Here is an 18,110-nt window from a genome sequence, read left to right on the forward strand (position 1 = left end):
ATGTCCTTTTTTTCTAAATATCATCTCGCCTTAACCTATGCTTTATTGGTGCTGATTTGGTCATCTACGCCTTTGGCTATTGTGTGGAGCGTAACCGATTTAAACCCGTATTGGGCTTTATTGTTCCGATTTTTTCTGGCATGTCCGTTAGCATTTTTACTTTTAAAAATCTTAAAACTCAAATTTGCACTGCATGCGCGTGCATTACATAGTTATGTTGCAGGTTCATTTAGCCTGATTGGTTCCCAGTTTTTTACCTATATGGCAACGCAGTATTTAAGTTCAGGCATGATTGCGTTAATGTTTGGCTTGTCGCCCATTATTGCTGGATTAATTGGTTGGGTGTGTTTTAACCAGTCTTTACGTTTTATGCAGTGGTTGGGTATGTTGGTGGCTGTGTGTGGTTTGGGCTTAATTTGCTTTAGTCATCAGCAACAGCATATTCAAATTGCGGGCATTTTTTTAATGCTGATCAGTGTATTTAATTACGCAATGTCAATTTTTTGGGTTAAAAAAGTTGAAGCGCAACTTTCACCATTGGTTCAGGCAACGGGTTCAATTTTAGTGTCGACTTTAATCTCGTGTTGCATTATTCCATTTATTTGGGCAGATGTTCCGCAACATGTTCCATCGTTAAGGTCAATCCTTGCAATTGTCTATTGCGTGTTGATGGCTTCTCTTTTAGCGATGTTTTGCTATTTTAAATTGGTACAGCAGATTCAACCCACCACATTGTCTTTAACCAATGTTATGACGCCCGTATTTGCACTGTTGATCGGCGCGGCCTTAAACCACGAGCAAATTTCACTGCATGTGATGTTGGGGGCATTGGTGCTGTTAAGCGGATTATTCATTTATTTTTTCAAAGATTTACAACTATTGCAGGTGTGGGAAAAGCGCTTTAATGCCACAAAGCAAACCAAATTTAAATAAATGGGTGTAAAATAAGCGCAAACAGGTAACAAGTAACATGCTTTGTACAATACTCCAAACAAGATCAATCGATTAAGCGTTTACTTTTATTGGAATCAGGATAAGATTTTGCTGTCTTTTCTGCGTATCTTGCAACAAGATAAAAATAGGTGCTTCTTTTTACTTATTTATTCAGCAATATATACGTTGTTGCAAACGATGTGCATTTTTAATTTTAGCGCAATAGTCAGTAGTTGAATATTTTTTGCTGTATCAGCTTAAAATAGATTTAACCCGCTATATTGTTAAAACTTGATAAAAAACCTTGGATTAGGGTCATATGTTTAAACCAATTTCGCTGTATATCGGACTGCGATATACACGTGCTCGGCGTAGTAATCACTTCATTTCATTTATCTCTTTAGTGTCGATGATCGGGCTTACACTTGGGGTTGCGGTACTCATTACAGTGTTATCGGTCATGAATGGATTTGACCGTGAGCTGAAAAATCGCGTTCTGGGTATGATTCCACAAGCCACGGTATCTTCAAATGAAATTATTACCAATTGGCCTGAGCTTGCTAAAAAAATACAGCAACATCCACATGTCACAGGCGTTGCGCCATTTACCCAATTACAAGGCATGCTGACTGCACAAGGTCAAGTTTCGGGTTTAATGGTAAATGGAATTGAACCAAAATTTGAAAAAAATGTATCGATTATTCAAGACCACATGGTGGCAGGTAGTATTGATGCGTTAAAAAAAGGCAGTTTTGGCATTGTGCTGGGTAAGCAAATGGCCGACAGCTTAGGCTTAGGTTTGAACGATTATGTGACTTTGGTCTTGCCTGAAGCCACGCCTTCGCCTGCGGGAATTGTGCCACGCTTTAAGCGATTTAAAATTGTCGGTATTTTCAGTATTGGTGCGCAGGTCGATGGTTCACTGGGCTATATTGCCTTAAATGATGCTACAACATTATTGCGTTTGCCAGATGGGGCGCAGGGCATTCGGATGAAACTTGATGATTTATTTCAAGCGCCACAAGTGACCCAAGATATTGTCAAAACGTTACCGAAAGATTTTTATGGGTCAGATTGGACCTATACACAAGGTGACTTATTTAGCGCCATTCAGATGGAAAAATCGATGGTGAGTTTGCTGCTGTTTTTAATTGTGTTGGTGGCAGCTTTTAATATTGTGTCTTCTTTGGTGATGGTGGTGACGGACAAAAAAGCCGACATTGCTATTTTAAGAACACTAGGTGCATCGCCTGCGACCATTACCAGAATTTTTATGGTGCAAGGCACCATTATTGGGGTGATTGGGACACTGGTAGGTGCAGTATTGGGTATTATTTTTGCGACTAGCATCAGTAATATTATGGATTGGCTAAATACCCGATTAGGTTGGCATTTGTTTGATGCGTACTTTATTAATTATTTACCGTCATATTTAAGATGGCAAGATGTAGTGATTATTGTGGGCGTATCGTTAATCTTGAGTTTCCTTGCTACCATTTATCCTGCATTACGTGCCGCGAAAATTCAACCTGCAGAGGCTTTACGTTATGAGTAACATGGTTTTAGAAGCGAAAAACATTAATAAAACCTTTACCGATGGTAAAACCAGTGTTGAAGTGTTAAAAGGCTTATCTTTACAGGTTCGAGAAGGCGAGTTTATTTCGATTGTCGGTTCAAGTGGTTCTGGGAAAAGTACTTTATTGCATGTTTTGGGTGGATTGGATTGCCCGACGCAAGGTGAAGTTTGGTTGAACTCGGAACGTTTTGATCATTTAAATGAAACCACGCGTGGCAATTTACGTAATCAGCATTTGGGCTTTGTATATCAATTTCATCATTTATTGCCAGAATTTACCGCGTTAGAAAATGTGGCAATGCCACTCATGCTACGTCATGGCACACAATACGCTGAAGTTAAGCAAAAGGCCGAATACTTGTTGGAGCGGGTAGGCTTGTCGCATCGCCTGACGCATAAACCGGGTGAGTTGTCGGGGGGGGAACGCCAACGTGTTGCCTTGGCACGTGCTTTAGTAACCAGCCCTAAATTGGTGTTGGCGGATGAACCTACCGGTAATTTAGACCGTAATACCGCCATGAGCATTTTTGAATTGTTAAGCGATTTAAAACAAGAGCTGAAAATGTCGATGTTAATTGTCACGCATGATGAACAGCTCGCTCAATCTGCCAATAAAATTATGCATATGCAAGATGGTCTTTGGTTAGAAAAATAAATTAAAACAAACTCTTGTTAAAGCCCCATAAGTGGGCTTTAATTCGTTTAGTAAAACAAGAATATATTTATAACATGTGGATGTTCATTCTTATCGCCTGGATTTTAGGCATTGCAACACTGGGTACGCCCGTAGCCGCAGACTTAACTAAAACCATGCTTGTGGCAACCATACTTTTTAGCGTAATTACAACTGCCTTACATTTTTATCTATTCAAAAACACATACAGCAAAGTTAAATGGCTGTGCCAAATCTGTTGGGTTTTTACAGTATTTCTCTGCGCAATATTTTACGCACAAGCCAGTTTTGAAAAGCGTTTAGCTTTAGTTGAACGCATTCCACGGCAAGTGCAAGTCGTTGCCTTTGCTGCCCAAATGGATGAATTGACTGCGCAAGGGTCAAAGCAAGTAGTTCAAATTTATTCATCTAAACATGCACAACCCGTGAATTGGCTGGCGCGCGTTAAAATATCCTCAGTTCATTCGTCAGAATCGGCTTTAAAAATTGGACATTATTATTTGCTCACCGGTAAGGTACATCCGGCACACAGTTATGTGGTCGATGGGGTGTTTGATCAAGAAAAATGGTATTTACAGCAAAATTTACAAGCCAATATTCAGGTTGAAGCCATTCAGGAAATATCCGAACTACAGGCGTTGGCACTTACTCAACCACAGTTTATTCAATCGCATAAAACTTGGTGGGTTCGCTTTAAAATGGCTATTGAAAAAGAACGCCTTAATCAGCGATTATTTATTCAAGCTCAGCCTTTTGCACAAAAGGGCTTATTATTGGCACTGTTAACTGGAGATGAAAGCTTACTTAATTCTGACACAGAACAGAAATTTCAAGCGCTCGGCATCAGTCATTTATTGGCAATTTCTGGGCCACATGTACTCATTTTTTCTGCAATGTTGTGTTGGTTTTTGCATCGATTAATTATTCGGTTTTGTCCACAGCTTTATCTGCGTTATTCAAAACCATTTTTACTTAGTCTGCCTTTTTTATTCGGGGTTTTATTTTATTCTGCCTTTGTCGGCTTTGAAATTCCTGCGTGGAGAACCCTTCTAACCACAAGCATTATGGTGGCGAGTTTGTGGTTATATCAACGGATTTCGCCAATCATGATTTTGCTAAATAGTGCGGCTTTGATGCTGTATTTAGATCCGTTTAGTCTGTGGTCAGCAGGGTTTTGGTTATCTTATGGCGCATGTTTTATTTTATTGCGAATTTACCAAACCTGTTTGCAGCAGCCTTCACACGCACTTTTAAATTGGCAAGCAAAGGTGCGTTTTTATGGCGGGCTTGCAATTCAGTCGCAGTGGAAAATATTTCTTGGTTTATTGCCGCTCACGCTATTGTTTTTTAAGAAAGTCTCTTGGCTTGCCCCGCTTGCAAATTTACTCGCCGTTCCATGGATGGGCGCGGTGATCGTACCACTAGATATTTTCGCGGCATTGGTGTCTTGGTTTTCACCTGTTTTAGGCTTGGGTGTCTACCAAATTGTACAGTGGAACTTGCAGGCGCTGGTTTGGTGTTTAGATGTGCTGTATGCCATTCCAAATACTTTTCAGTGGAGCCATTTTACGCCATGGCAGTTATTTTTTATTGCCATTGGCTTAATCATTCTTTTTTTACCGCGTGGCGTGCTACCTAAAACTTGGGCAATGTTGTGTTGCTTACCATTATTATTGCCGAATAAAACGCTGTCAGATTTTGAGTTTCAAGTTTTAGATGTGGGTCAGGGGCAAGCGCTGTATGTGCAACAGCAAGATCAAACGCTTTTAATTGATACTGGCGGCAAATACCAAGAACAGATTTTAGGAATTGGTCAGTACGTTTTATTGCCATTTTTTTCACAACAAGGCATTTCACGTTTAGATCAAATTATTTTAACCCATTTGGATATCGACCATAGTGGCGCGCTCAGCAGCATTGCTCCTGAAATCAAAATTGGCAGTTTAATGGCCAATGAAAATCCGCATCTCGATATTTCAATTCCGTTTCAATATTGTCTGGCGGGGCAAAAGTTTGTACAGCATCATTTAACTATTCATGTGCTGTCGCCATTGCCAAGCGACTTGGTTGCTGTGCCTCAACAACGTAATGAATTATCTTGTGTTTTGTATTTGCAGTATCAACATGCTAAGGGAAGTTTTAATGTGTTGGTGATGGGAGATGCAGGGCAGTTGGCAGAGCAAAGAATTTTACAGGATTATCCGCATTTAAAAGTGGATGTATTGCTGTTGGGGCATCATGGCAGTCGGCACAGTTCATCGTCCCAATTTTTAAAACAATTACATCCTAAAATTGCAATCGCTTCGGCAGGATTTGACAATCGTTATCGGCATCCAAGTATTGAAGTCAAAAAGCATCTGCAAAACTTGAACATTCCATTGTATAACACTGCTGAACTCGGCTCGATTCGTTTTAGAATCAATGCTTCGGGCGAGTTACAGCAGCAAAATTTACGTGAATTAAAGCCGTGGCTCGGTGGTTTTCACTAAGTTATCGGCGCGTACTTTGGCAACCGTTGCTAAAGCCTCTTGAGTCGGTAGGTGATAAACATCGTCTAAAACAGGATTCGCCTTAAAGCGTTTATAACTCCAGTGATAATGCTCTGGATATTTATTAATCAGATTTTCAATCATTCGATGAATAATTTGCGTACCTTCAACGTCTGTACCTTGATAAATGGCATCATCTACCGCTTCGATAAACATATCGTAGCCGGCATTGTCATTACGAATGGCATATAAGAACAGCGCGCGGGCTTTGGTTTTTTGAATTAATTTGGCAGATAAATTACTCGATGCCAACGGAATACCAAAATAGTCGACCATGGTGCCACCTATGTTTGGGGTATGGTCGGGTAAAATTACCGTGGTGCCACCACGTTTTAAGGTTTTAAAGACCTCGCGAACACCTGATTCATCGGTTGGGACAAGGGTTGCATTTTCACGGCTACGTGCTTCACGCACAAATTGGTCGGCGGCGGGATTCTTAATCGGCTTATACATAATGGTCATAGCGGTATACGATGCAAACCATGCATTCATCGCTTCCCATGTGCCAAAATGTGGAACGATCAACACCACACCTTTGCCTTGTGCTAACGCATCGTGAAAAATTTGTTCACCATGAATATGATGAATTCTGGAGATATTTTTTTTATTGCTTGCACCCCAAACATTAAAAAATTCAAAATAAGAGGTGACTTCATTGCGGATGGCTTGTTTTGCAATACGGGTATGTTCGTCATCTGTTAATTCAGGTAAAGCAATTTGAATATTCAGTTTCGCTGCCGCTGCTGTTTTTGAAATATTGATTTTATTTGCAATTGAAGCGAATAACGCAGCAAAAGAGCGGGCGAAATGCAGAGGCTGCTTGCTTATAAATTTCAATGCACGGTAAGTAAAAGAATAAGAATTTGACATGATCAACGAAGAAAAAATCTTTTGTCATTAGGGATAGAAAATATTATATGTGAAAAGTGATGTTTTAAACAGACACGCCTGATGTCGCGTTATAATAAGGAAATTTAAACTTAGTAGGACTTCAAGGATGTCTGATTGGCCGCCCAAACCAGTAAATGAGCAAATACAACAACAAACTACATCACAGCCTTCTGGCAAAGAATGGCAATTGCTTGAAAAAGTACTGTTAAGCTCTGTCGATGAACAGAAAAAAGCGCGTCGCTGGGGAATCTTTTTTAAAATCTTAACCTTTATTTATCTGTTTATAGTGTTGTTACTCACATTACGTAGTTGTTCAAGCACTGATGACAGCGAAACAGGAAGCAGTGCTGCGCCGCATTTAGCTGTGGTCGATATTGAAGGAACCATTGGCTCTAGTGGTAGTAAATCGGTCAATAGTGACGATACCATTAAAGCACTGAAAAAAGCATTTGCGGCAAAGAACAGCCAAGCCATTGTGCTCAATATTAATTCACCGGGTGGTTCACCTGTACAATCGGATGATATTTGGCAAGAAATTCGTGTGCTAGAACAAAAATATCCAAGCAAAAAAGTCTATGCTGTTATTGGCGATATGGGCGCTTCGGGTGCATATTATATTGCTTCTGCTGCCAATGAAATTTGGGTGAATCCATCAAGTTTGGTGGGGTCGATTGGTGTGATTATGCCAAATTATGGCGTGTCGGGATTAGCGCAGAAGTTGGGTGTAGAAGACCGCACCATGACTTCAGGCAGCAATAAAGACATCTTGAGTATGACCAAGCCGATTAATCCTGCGCAACGTGCGCATGTGCAAGGGGTTTTAGATGATGTTCACCAACACTTTATTGATGCGGTAAAACAAGGGCGTGGTGCACGTTTAAAAACCAATGATCCTGCAATTTTCTCAGGCTTATTTTGGAGTGGTGCACAGGCGGTTAAAATCGGCATTGCTGACCGTGCAGGTAATCTTGAAAGCTTGAAACGTGAGTTAAAAATCGATAAAACTGTAGATTATACAGTTCAATATAGTCCATTTGAGTCCATTTTAGGCAAAATGGGCGAAGAATTTGGTCAAGGTTTTAGTGAAACTGTGACCCAAAAATTAAGTAGCCAAAAACAGGTTGAGTTGGAATAACGCAACCTTCATGCTTGGAAAAAAATGAAAACCTTAAAACCAATCATTCATTTTGCACATGCCAATGGTATACCTTCTAAGGTATACCAACACTTATTTGACTTACTTGCACCCGATTATGAGATTATTTTTACACCTTTGATCGGGCCGGACCGCCGCTATCCCATCGATCAGCATTGGAAAAGTTTGGTTCAACAAGTGATTGACAGCATTGTGCAGCAAAGCGCGGGTCGTCCTGTGATTGGTTTGGGGCATTCTTTGGGGGCGGTGTTGACCTATCTTGCTGCGCAACAACGCCCTGAATTGTTTAGCCAAATTATTTTGCTAGATCCTGCATTTATTATGGGAAAAGTCGCGTTGGCATTCGATGTAGCCAAGCATTTTCCACAACATTGGAGCGATCGCTTAAGTCCTGCCGGATTGTCTAAATATCGGCGTGACCATTGGGAATCGCGGCAACAAGCCGCAGAATTGCTACGACCTAAAGCGCTGTATAAAAACTTTGACGCACATTGTTTTGATGATTTTTTACGTTACGCTTTAACCGATGATGTGGTGCGCGGTGGAGTTACGCTGACCATTCCAAAGAAGGATGAAGTAGAGATTTTTAGAACGAATCCATCCTATTGGTGGCGTGTTTGGCAGGCTGCGCCTAAGGTGAAGGCTCAGATTTTAGTGGGGCGAGAAAGTGTGTTTTATCAGCAAAAATTTACACATTTGGTTCAGCGACATTTAAATATCCCTTTTTCAGTCACTGGAGGTGGGCATATGTTTCCATTAGAGTTTCCCAAGCAAACCGTGATGCAGATTCGTGAGCTCATTGAACAATAAAAAACGCATCATTGATGATGCGTTTTTTATTACATTTGGCAAAACTGAATGGGGCGTGTGAGCGGCTTGTTTTTATGGCTGATTTTGCCATTCGACTGGTAAATCAGTTGTTGATTACAAAACCATTCCACCACTTGAGGGTAAACCAAATGTTCAAGTTGATGTACCCGTGCAGCTAAGCTTTCAACAGTATCATTTCGATTGACCTGTAATACGCCTTGCGCAATGGTTTGACCGGCATCTAATTGTGCTGTCACAAAATGCACACTACAACCATGCCACACATCGCCAGTATTGAGTACGCGCTGATGCGTATGCATGCCTTTGTAAGAGGGCAGTAGCGAAGGATGAATATTCAACATTCGACCTTCCCATTTCACAACAAAATCTGCGGTCAGAATGCGCATAAAGCCAGCTAAAATAACCAAGTCAACATTCCATGCACGCAATTGTTGTTGCATGGCATTATCAAAAGCTTCGCGACTAGAGAAGTCTTTGTGTTCAATGACACAGGTTTGAATATTGGCTTGTTTAGCACGCTCTAAGGCGTAGGCATTGGGTCGATTTGACACAACACCTACAATCTTTCCAGATAAATTAGCATCAATTAACGCTTGTAAGTTGCTGCCACTACCTGAAACGAGAACAGCGATGTTGATCATGCGAAAATAACACGAATCTTTTCGTCAGCGCCTTCAACAGATTCAGCATTGTCTTGGATGTGACCAATCTTCCATGCTTTTTCGCCTTGAGCCGTTAATATTTCAACTGTTTTGTCAGCATCGGCTGCATCTACAGCAATCACCATACCCACACCACAGTTAAAAGTACGGTACATTTCAAAACGCTCTACATTGCCTTCGCGTTGTAATAATTGGAATAATTCTGGCCATTCCCAAGAATTTTCGTTAATTACCGCTTGAGCACCGTTTGGTAAAACACGTGGTAAGTTACCTGGTAAGCCGCCACCTGTAATGTGTGCCATAGCATGAACATCAACATTTTTGCATAGTTCAAGTACAGGTTTGACATAAATACGGGTAGGTTCCATAGCAACATCTGCCAATGCACGACCATCAATGTCTTGTGTTAAATCGACATTTTTAACATCTAAAATTTTACGAAGTAATGAGTAGCCATTTGAATGCGCACCGCTTGATGCGATACCAATCAGAACGTCGCCTGATTTAACTTTTGTACCATCAATAATTTTACTTTGCTCAACAACACCTACGGCAAAGCCTGCAAGATCGTAATCTTCGCCTTCGTACATACCTGGCATTTCTGCAGTTTCACCACCAACTAATGCACAGCCAGCAAGTTCGCAGCCCTTGCCAATACCTGTAACAACATTGGCAGCAACATCAACATTTAAATGACCTGTTGCATAGTAGTCGAGGAAGAATAACGGTTCAGCACCACAGACCAAAAGGTCATTTACGCACATTGCAACCAAGTCTTGTCCAATCGTGTCATGACGGTTTAAGTTTAGTGCTAAACGTAACTTTGTTCCGACACCATCTGTTCCTGAAACTAAAACAGGTTCTTCATAGCCCTTTGGAATTTTGCAAAGTGCGCCAAAGCCGCCCAAACCACCCATCACTTCAGGACGAGAGGTGCGTTTCGCTACAGATTTAATACGATCGACAAGTGCATCACCAGCTTCGATGTCCACACCTGCATCTTTATAACTTAGGCCAGTATTAGAGGTCATTGAGTTGCTCATCTTGGGGTCTGTGTTGGCGGCAGATTATACCCTAATATACGAAATTCTTACGTTAATTCTACGAATAAATGTTATCTTTGCTTAAAATAATTCGATAAATCACCTCAAGAATAGGAATAGGCGAATACATGGCCGATCGTACATTACGTCGAATATTTATTTTGACAGCAATTGCATTAATAGTTTGGTTGATTTATATCCTTATGCCCGTGGTGCTGCCATTTGTTGGCGCATTTTTAGTTGCCTATTTATTTAGCCCGTTGGTTGGGAAATTATCCGAGTACCATATCCCTCGGTGGCTTTCGACCAGTATTGTTTTCTTAGGCATTGCGATTGGCTTATTTATTGCCATTTGGTTTGTTATTCCATTGCTATGGAAACAAGTCATGTATGCCAAAAATAGTATTCCTGCTGGCATTACGTGGATTAATCACACTCTCTTACCGTGGGCTGAGCATACTTTTAATTTAGAACCTATGCGTTTAAATACTGATCAGTTGTCGAATGCAGTCATGGGATATGTGCAAACCAATTATAGTGTCGATAGTATTCAAGCGCTGATTTTAAAATTGGCGCAATCCGGACTGAATTTTATTCAAATTGGCGGGACTGTTATTTTAGTACCGATTGTCGCTTTTTATTTTTTGCTAGATTGGGAACGTATGCTTGTTCAAATGCGTCGTCTGATTCCGCGTCCATACGAAGCCAGTACCATGCGAATTGTGCGTGAATGCCATGGTGTTTTGGGGGCATTTGTAAAGGGTCAGTTTCTGGTGATGGTGCTTTTAGGTGCTGTATATGCCATTGGACTGCAAGTGGTTGGGCTTGAAATTGGCTTAATTATTGGCATGGTGGCAGGTTTAGCGAGCATTATTCCTTATTTAGGTTTTGCCGTGGGGATTATTTCTGCGGTGGTCGCAACATTATTTCAATTTGGCTTGGATTGGACGCATTTGCTCTTGGTGGGTGTGGTGTTTATGATCGGTCAGATCATTGAAGGCTATATTCTACAGCCATTTTTATTGGGCGATAAAATTGGTTTACCTCCCGTTGCTGTGGTTTTTGCGGTCTTGGCTGGGGCGCATTTAGGCGGAATTTTGGGTATGTTGGTTGCTTTACCTGTGGCTGCAATTATTGTGGTATTGCTGAAACATGCGCGCGAATGTTATGAAAAAACCAACTTATATGGCAAACCGAAAACCATTACCGATACAGTGTCCATTGAAGAAGAGTACGTGCAAGTGACCTCTAATTTAGCTGATGTAGAGATTAAAATAAAAAGTCAGCAAGATGCCGGAAAATCAAGTAATATTGACGCAGATTAAAATAAATCTGTAGGTATATTTGTATTTATGCGTCAATTACAACTGGATATAGAACCTCAACTTGATGCTCGAATTAGTGATTTCTCTGGGCCAAGTTGGGGGCATGTCATTGATGCAATTCGTCAACTGCACGCAGGATTAATGAATCGATTTTATGTGTATGGTGGCGCAGGAACGGGTAAAAGTCATTTGCTCTCTGCCATTTGCGATTCCTATTTGGAAATTGGAAAATCTGCTATACATGTTTCACTGCTTGAATTATTAGATGCACCGATCGAGGCGATTACTTGTCTTGAGCGTTACGATTTAGTTGCTTTAGATGATATTGAAGCGATTAGTGGCGTGTTACATTGGCAAAAAGCCATTTTTCACCTGATTAATTATAATAATCAAGAAGGTGGGCAATTGGTATTTTCATCGCGCTACGCACCGATTGAACTAAAATTAGAACTGCCTGATTTACAGTCGCGTTTAACCCAAGCAGTAAGCGTTAAATTGCCAAGTGGCAGTTTATATGCTGACCGCCAAGCTTTAGTCATGTCTGTTTTGTTGCGTCGTGGGGTGCATTTAGATCAACAAATTATCGATTATTTGTTGTTGCATGGGCCACACCAAGCCTCACAATTGTTACAAGCGGTAGAGCGTTTAGAAAAATTATTAAAAGGCGAAAAAACCAAGCTATCTAATGCCAATTTGCGCCAAATTTATGCCCTAATTGATGAATATCAACAGATTCACTGATTCTAATTTTTTAATTATTGGTTTGATCTGTAGATAGACTTTGGAATTTTTGTAGATATTCTTGGCGAATGCTATTGCGTTCATCGACTGTTTTGGCTTTTTGCATGCGAGAGCGCATTTCGTTGCGTTGTTGCGTACTCATTTGTTGCCATGCTTCGCGCATTTTTTGTTGCTCTTGTTCAGGCAGTTGCGTAAACCAGTCCATACGACTTTGCAAACTTGAACTTTGATTATTCGAAATATCTTTTAAGTTTTGATAACGCTGTAAAACCTGTTTTCGTTGATCTGTAGAAAGATCGCTCCAATTGTCATCCACGGTCGAAGCTGCCGTAGTTTTACTTGAAAAAGGCCAAAAATTTTCGAAAGCTGCGAATCCAGTTTGTAGAAACATCAAACTACACAAACCAAGCATCCATTTTTTAGCTGCCATGAGTATTTTTATCCTCACCAAAAACCATCACCATTTCTAAATCTTCGACCATCTGTGGAGAAAGTTTACCGCCCGTTGTATTGATAATCATTTGTTGCGATTGCGGTTTATTGTGCGTAAACACATTAGGAACCACTAAAAAACCTGCCAACGTGGCCGCAAGAGCAAAGCTGGTCATTTTCCACATGTTTTGCCGGCGCTGACGTTGTGCTTGCACATGCTCAAGTACATTTTGCATGACAATTTTCTTTTGTTCATGCGATTGCGCGAGTTTTTCAAGTTGTTGGGTAATTTGATCTGCAAAATCATCATTTTTATTCATGTGATGATCCTCCAATATTAGGGTTGAGGTGAGACAGGGCGCTACGCAGTCCTTGTATCGCACGGTGATAGTGTGTTTTTACGCTACCTTCACTACAACCCATAATTTGTGCTGTAGTTGAAATATCAAAGCCTTCCCATGCTCTAAGCATAAATGCTTGCTGTTGGCGCACAGGGAGCTGAGCTACAGCGGTTTGAATTTCTTCTGCTGTGGCAAGTTGTGTCAACGCTTCAGATGGATTGATTTGCTGTTCATCGGCTACGTCAAATTCTTCGTCTTCATCCAGTGCATTCTTTTTAAAAAAAGAAAAGGGCTGAATGCGACGGGCTTCTTTACGCCGCCAATCTTGTAATTTGTTATTTAAAATGGTGTAAAACAGTGGATACCATTCGGGAATGGATTTATCTATATAGTTTTTATGCAGTGCAATAAAGGCTTCTTGTACTAAATCCATTGCAATGCCTTGTTGGCCCTGCGTTGCATTTTCCATCATCACCAAAGCGCGACCTGTTACATCTTGCATAAAATGTTTGAGGCGTTGTTCAGCCGTACCCGTTTGGATACTGCTTAGTTCAGACTGCGTCTCTTTTGGTTTTAGATCCATAGAGATGGAAAATCCCGTCATCGGATACCCACCTTATTCTTTCAATGCATTTGTACTAATAACGTTGAATGAATAAAGAAGGTTGACAATCGTATTGATTATTTTTCAGTTTAAAGGAGTTGTATGACAAAAAGATAGGGCGTGAAAAGAATATAAACAAAGAAACTGAAAAGCATTTTGTGGTCTATTCATCTTCACGCATAAAAAACTGCATGTTGAGGTTTAATTTAAGCGTTGTCGGGTCATTTCAAATAAACAAATTGAACCTGCAATGGCTACATTTAGCGATTCTTGACCACCGGGTTGGGGAATAGTCACCGCTTGTGCGTGTTCTAAAGCAAATTCTGAGGCACCTTGTCCTTCGTTGCCCAAAATCCATGCGCAGGCTTGGGTTAAGTCTTGTTTATAAATGCTTTGCGGCTGATGAGAGCTAGTTACAAAAACGGGAATTTTAAACTGTGGCAGAATTTGCGCTAAGTCGACATTTTCATAGCAGTTCAGTGCAAAATGTGCGCCCATGCCAGCACGTAATACACGCGGTGACCATAAGGCTGCCACGCCATGCGTGCAGACAATTTGTTTTACATTTGCCGCTGCAGCAGAGCGAAGCAGGGTACCTACATTGCCCGGATCTTGGACGTTATCCAAAATTAAAGTATCTTCATCAAACTTCAGCGCCTGACTACTTCGTGGAATATCAATAATTGTTAAGCAAGCCAAACTGGTGCCCAAGGTGCTTAAATCTTTATACAGTGCTTCACTAAGAATAAAAATATGTCCAGTATATTGCTGCTGAATTTGCTCAAAATCTGGATGGGCAAGTGCAGCTTCTGTGGTAAAGATTGACACGATGGCTTGCTGGCTTTGCAACCATGCTAGCGTTAAGTGAGTGCCTTCTAAAACAGTTTGATGTTGTTTTTTACGATATTGATTTTGCTCAATTAAGGCACGTAGATGTTTAATTTTAGGATTATCTTTTGAGGCAATATACAAAATAGACATAGAATAAAAACCAATCGAGCATAAGTTTGTTTGAACTTATGCTCGATATTAAATGATAAAAAATGAAAAATTAATGATAACTTGTAACCAAGTTAACTTCTTCTTGTGCGCCTAAAATGACAGGAACACGTTGGTGTAATTCGGTTGGTTGAATATCAAGAATACGCGCGCGTCCAGTGCTTGCAGCACCGCCGGCTTGTTCAATAATCATGCTCATTGGGTTTGCTTCGTACATTAAGCGTAAGCGACCGGCTTTTTCAGGGTTTTTAAAGTCGTATGGATATAAGAAAATACCCCCACGGCAAAGAATACGGTGAATATCTGCCACCATACATGCAACCCAACGCATGTTAAAGTCTTTACCACGAACACCTGTTTTGCCTTCAAGTAACTCTGCGATATAACGCTGAACAGGGGCTTCCCAATGACGCTGGTTCGATGCGTTAATTGCAAACTCTTGTGTTGAGCTTTCAATGGCGACATCATCTTTACTTAAAATAAATTCTTTGCTGTCTATGTCAAACGTGAACAGTACAACACCTGCGCCCACTGTGAGTGCAAGCATGGTCGATGGGCCGTAAAGCACATAACCCGCTGCAACTTGATTCACACCGGCTTGCATAAAGTCTTCAGCTTGAGTAATTGCATTTTTGGCAGGCAAAATTGAAAAAATAGTGCCTACGCACATATTAATGTCAATGTTGCTTGAGCCGTCTAATGGGTCGAATAAAACTAAATATTCACCATTTTCTTGAGCATGGGTGAAAATATCCAGTTCTTCAGAGGCTAAACCACCAACAGATGGATGCGCTTGCAAAATGTCGATGAGTTGTTGATTTGAAATAACATCTAGTTTTTTTTGCGTTTCACCTTGAACATTTTCATGTTCTGCGCTGCCTAAAACACCTTCAAGTGCACCTTTTTGTAAAGTGCGGTCAATAATCTTACAACTGTCAGCAATGGCATCAATTACGCTGGCTAAAGCTGGTGTTAAATTTCCCTTTTGTTGTTTTAAGTATTGGGATAATGTGGTGTTTGACATAATGAAGTTGCTCCAAATCTTATGCAATTTGTATCAGGCTAGACAGCTGGTGGGTATTTTAGATGAGAACGGGGCAAAATAGAAATTTTCTTGACATAATTCTGAATATTTTTCTACTTGAATTTTCTAAATAACGTGATATTTTGAAGTATAGCTCTCATTAGTAAGAGGTAGGATAAGATGACAACAAAAACTTTTGATGCAATGCCTACGCCATGTGAAGCAATTGATTTTAAAGATATTTCAGATGAAAAAGTCAAAACTGCTTGGGCTGAATATAAATCTAAACCGGAATATAAAGAGTTCAATAAACACGATATGATTGAATCTATGCAATCGTGTAAAATTGGTGATGATTTAACAAAAAAATCGCACAATAACTAAAAAGTCGCCCAAACCTTGAGCGACTTTTTTATTTTTAGTTCAATTCCAGCATTATTTTAATAATGGTGGAACGGCTTCGTAGTTAATTTCTACGCGGCGATTTTCTTTCCACGCTGCTTCGTCGTGCCCAGGATTGACTGGCATTTCTTTACCATAGCTCACTGCTTCAAGTTGCGTTGGATTAACGCCATAAGAAACCAAGTAGTTGAGTACCGCTTTAGCGCGGCGTTCACCTAAGGCCATGTTGTATTCACGTGTCCCGCGCTCATCGGTATGGCCGGTTAATGCCACTTTAGAACCCATATTGGCTTTTAAAAATTGTGCATGTGCTTGCAGAGTTTGGTAATCATTAGGTGATAAATCGGTGCTGTCATAATCGAAGTGAACAACACGCTGTGCTAAAAATGCACGATTCTCATTGGTCACGCCTTTAGATGAAGCGCCAGCTAAATTTTTTGCAGCTAATGCAGCATCATCGCTTAAACCAGTAGTATTTACATTGGTAGCTGCAGTCGGTGTTGTTGTTCCATCGACTTGCGTAGCTGGTTTACGGCTTGCACAACCGGTCATAATCATGGTTGAAGCAAGTGCTGGAATAATGAGTAATTTTATTGCTTTCATTTTCGACTCCATGAAAGTTATCGGATAAAAAGTTGTTATTTGGGTGCCCAAGCAGGTTCACGAACCTCACCTTGTTCACTTGGAAGATTGAGGCGGAACTGCCCATTGGTAGACACAATTGACAATAAACCGCGGTTGCCTTCATGAGTTGCGTACACCACCATTTGTCCATTTGGAGAAAAACTTGGCGATTCATCTAAGGTGGTTGGGGTTAGAATACTAAGTACACCTGAGTCTAAATCTTGTAGGGCAATTTTAAAATTGCTTCCTGATTGACGGTGGACCATCGCCAGTTTTTTTCCATCTGCGCTGATCGAGCCACGCGCATTAAAGCTACCACGGAAGGTAATCCGTTTGGTTGAGCCATCGGCGAAGGTGTAGCGATAAATTTGCGGAGAGCCGCCACGGTCGGATGTGAAAATAAAGGCTTTACCATCGGGTGTATAACGCGCCTCTGTGTCAATCGCTGAGTCATTGGTCATGCGTTGAACTTGACGTGTGCTTAAATCCATTCGATAGATATCGGGGTTTCCATCCATAGAAGATGTGAACAGCATAGATTGGCCATCTGGCGAAAAGCTTGGTGCGCCATTTAAGCCAGTGAAATGCGCCACAACTTGACGTTGTCCGGTAGATAAGTTTTGCAAGTAAATTGCAGGGCGTTTGGTTTCAAAAGACACATAGGCGATTTGTTTGCCATCGGGTGTCCATGTTGGCGACAAAATAGGATCGTGCGAAGATAAGACGGTAAATGGACGTTCGCCATCGGTGTCTGCAATTTGTAACGTATAACGTTGGTTTGGCGTGTTTGGATTACGCAAAACGTAAGCAATACGACCGCTAAAGTCGCCTTGAATGCCTGTGAGTGCTTGGTAGATTGCATCACTAATGGTGTGCCCAGCTTGTCTTAATCTCGAGCTAGGTGCAGTTAAAACTTCATTAAGTAGATATTTTTGTTTGTCTACATCATAGAGTTGGTACTGGATTTGATAGCTGTTGGCATCGGATTGTGTCACTTTACCAACAACAACATACGGAATGCCCGCATTTTTCCAAGCATCTGCCTGAATTGAATCTAAGCTTGCGGTTGAGGGTAAATTTTGCGATGCGCTTGAGAAACGACCTGAACGATTTAAATCATTTTCCACAATAGGGAAAATATTTTGGTCGTTACTAAATGGAACGATTGCAATTTTAGGTGCTTGATCGGGCGCCTTGGCAATTTCTAAATGCAACTGCGCCGATGCGGTGGTTGAGATGACTTGTCCACAGACAGCCATGATTGCTAAAGCAATTAAACGTTTACGATTCATATTCATAGTGGT

19 protein-coding genes are annotated in these 18,110 nt (G+C 40.9%); 9 read left to right on the forward strand and 10 right to left on the reverse strand.

Annotated features, from left to right (window positions below; translation table 11 throughout):
• The 4 genes from I2F62_RS03800 to I2F62_RS03815 all read left to right on the forward strand — a co-directional run bounded on the left by I2F62_RS03800 (position 1) and on the right by I2F62_RS03815 (position 5,671).
• On the forward strand, positions 1–933 hold the full coding sequence (locus I2F62_RS03800; protein WP_324625689.1) for a DMT family transporter: 933 nt from the start codon (positions 1–3) through the stop codon (positions 931–933).
• 319 nt (positions 934–1,252) lie between these two features.
• The gene (locus tag I2F62_RS03805; protein ID WP_324625690.1) at positions 1,253–2,488 is read left to right on the forward strand and encodes a lipoprotein-releasing ABC transporter permease subunit; all 1,236 of its coding nucleotides are present in this window, start codon (positions 1,253–1,255) and stop codon (positions 2,486–2,488) included.
• Entirely contained in the window at positions 2,481–3,164 is a 684-nt protein-coding gene (gene lolD / locus I2F62_RS03810; protein ID WP_324625691.1) for a lipoprotein-releasing ABC transporter ATP-binding protein LolD, read from the forward strand. The genes I2F62_RS03805 and lolD overlap by 8 nt, the downstream gene beginning before the upstream one ends.
• 80 nt (positions 3,165–3,244) lie before the next feature.
• On the forward strand, positions 3,245–5,671 hold the full coding sequence (locus I2F62_RS03815) for a DNA internalization-related competence protein ComEC/Rec2 (protein WP_324625692.1): 2,427 nt from the start codon (positions 3,245–3,247) through the stop codon (positions 5,669–5,671).
• Here the strand turns inward: I2F62_RS03815 and I2F62_RS03820 are convergent.
• Positions 5,642–6,601 (reverse strand): lysophospholipid acyltransferase family protein, encoded by a 960-nt coding sequence (locus tag I2F62_RS03820; RefSeq protein ID WP_420713710.1) that lies wholly within the window; start codon positions 6,599–6,601, stop codon positions 5,642–5,644. The genes I2F62_RS03815 and I2F62_RS03820 overlap by 30 nt on opposite strands.
• 127 nt (positions 6,602–6,728) lie before the next feature.
• Here I2F62_RS03820 and sppA point away from each other — a divergent pair, with 127 nt between their 5' ends.
• Positions 6,729–7,757 (forward strand): signal peptide peptidase SppA, encoded by a 1,029-nt coding sequence (gene sppA / locus I2F62_RS03825; protein ID WP_324625694.1) that lies wholly within the window; start codon positions 6,729–6,731, stop codon positions 7,755–7,757.
• A gap of 24 nt (positions 7,758–7,781) precedes the next feature.
• On the forward strand, positions 7,782–8,588 hold the full coding sequence (locus tag I2F62_RS03830; RefSeq protein WP_324625695.1) for an alpha/beta hydrolase: 807 nt from the start codon (positions 7,782–7,784) through the stop codon (positions 8,586–8,588).
• A gap of 29 nt (positions 8,589–8,617) precedes the next feature.
• Here the strand turns inward: I2F62_RS03830 and purN are convergent, their stop codons facing one another.
• Both purN and purM read right to left on the reverse strand, forming a co-directional pair.
• Positions 8,618–9,250, reverse strand: a complete 633-nt coding sequence (purN, locus tag I2F62_RS03835; RefSeq protein WP_324625696.1) for a phosphoribosylglycinamide formyltransferase — start codon at positions 9,248–9,250, stop codon at positions 8,618–8,620.
• A complete protein-coding gene (gene purM / locus I2F62_RS03840) occupies positions 9,247–10,314 on the reverse strand; it encodes a phosphoribosylformylglycinamidine cyclo-ligase (RefSeq protein ID WP_324625697.1) in 1,068 nt (355 codons plus the stop codon). Before purM ends, purN begins: the two co-directional genes overlap by 4 nt.
• Before the next feature lie 128 nt (positions 10,315–10,442).
• Here purM and cxpE point away from each other — a divergent pair, with 128 nt between their 5' ends.
• Both cxpE and hda read left to right on the forward strand, forming a co-directional pair.
• Positions 10,443–11,639 (forward strand): chloramphenicol efflux transporter CxpE, encoded by a 1,197-nt coding sequence (gene cxpE / locus I2F62_RS03845; RefSeq protein ID WP_324625698.1) that lies wholly within the window; start codon positions 10,443–10,445, stop codon positions 11,637–11,639.
• 27 nt (positions 11,640–11,666) lie between these two features.
• Positions 11,667–12,380, forward strand: a complete 714-nt coding sequence (hda, locus tag I2F62_RS03850) for a DnaA regulatory inactivator Hda (RefSeq protein ID WP_324625699.1) — start codon at positions 11,667–11,669, stop codon at positions 12,378–12,380.
• Positions 12,381–12,390: 10 nt separating this feature from the next.
• On the opposite strand, the gene I2F62_RS03855 is transcribed toward hda, so the two are convergent.
• The 5 genes from I2F62_RS03855 to I2F62_RS03875 form a co-directional block, all read right to left on the reverse strand.
• Positions 12,391–12,810 (reverse strand): DUF3106 domain-containing protein, encoded by a 420-nt coding sequence (locus I2F62_RS03855; protein WP_324625700.1) that lies wholly within the window; start codon positions 12,808–12,810, stop codon positions 12,391–12,393.
• Entirely contained in the window at positions 12,800–13,132 is a 333-nt protein-coding gene (locus I2F62_RS03860) for a hypothetical protein (RefSeq protein ID WP_324625701.1), read from the reverse strand. The genes I2F62_RS03855 and I2F62_RS03860 overlap by 11 nt, the downstream gene beginning before the upstream one ends.
• Complete coding sequence (locus I2F62_RS03865; RefSeq protein WP_324625744.1) at positions 13,125–13,736, reverse strand: RNA polymerase sigma factor; 612 nt, start codon at positions 13,734–13,736, stop codon at positions 13,125–13,127. The genes I2F62_RS03860 and I2F62_RS03865 overlap by 8 nt, the downstream gene beginning before the upstream one ends.
• A 222-nt stretch (positions 13,737–13,958) precedes the next feature.
• Positions 13,959–14,738, reverse strand: coding sequence for an RNA methyltransferase (locus I2F62_RS03870; RefSeq protein ID WP_324625702.1), 780 nt, complete (start codon positions 14,736–14,738; stop codon positions 13,959–13,961).
• 70 nt (positions 14,739–14,808) lie between these two features.
• Positions 14,809–15,780, reverse strand: a complete 972-nt coding sequence (locus I2F62_RS03875; RefSeq protein WP_324625703.1) for a class 1 fructose-bisphosphatase — start codon at positions 15,778–15,780, stop codon at positions 14,809–14,811.
• A gap of 180 nt (positions 15,781–15,960) precedes the next feature.
• On the opposite strand from I2F62_RS03875, the gene I2F62_RS03880 reads away from it, so the two are divergent.
• Positions 15,961–16,164: an NF038105 family protein gene (locus tag I2F62_RS03880; RefSeq protein WP_324625705.1), complete on the forward strand. Its 204-nt coding sequence runs from the start codon at positions 15,961–15,963 to the stop codon at positions 16,162–16,164.
• Positions 16,165–16,215: 51 nt separating this feature from the next.
• Here the strand turns inward: I2F62_RS03880 and pal are convergent, their stop codons facing one another.
• Both pal and tolB read right to left on the reverse strand, forming a co-directional pair.
• Positions 16,216–16,785 (reverse strand): peptidoglycan-associated lipoprotein Pal, encoded by a 570-nt coding sequence (gene pal / locus I2F62_RS03885; protein ID WP_324625706.1) that lies wholly within the window; start codon positions 16,783–16,785, stop codon positions 16,216–16,218.
• Positions 16,786–16,820: 35 nt separating this feature from the next.
• Positions 16,821–18,104, reverse strand: a complete 1,284-nt coding sequence (gene tolB, locus I2F62_RS03890) for a Tol-Pal system beta propeller repeat protein TolB (RefSeq protein WP_324625707.1) — start codon at positions 18,102–18,104, stop codon at positions 16,821–16,823.
• Positions 18,105–18,110 lie beyond the last annotated feature (6 nt).

Source organism: Acinetobacter sp. MD2(2019) (assembly GCF_035615615.1).
In the GTDB taxonomy this organism is placed as follows: domain Bacteria; phylum Pseudomonadota; class Gammaproteobacteria; order Pseudomonadales; family Moraxellaceae; genus Acinetobacter.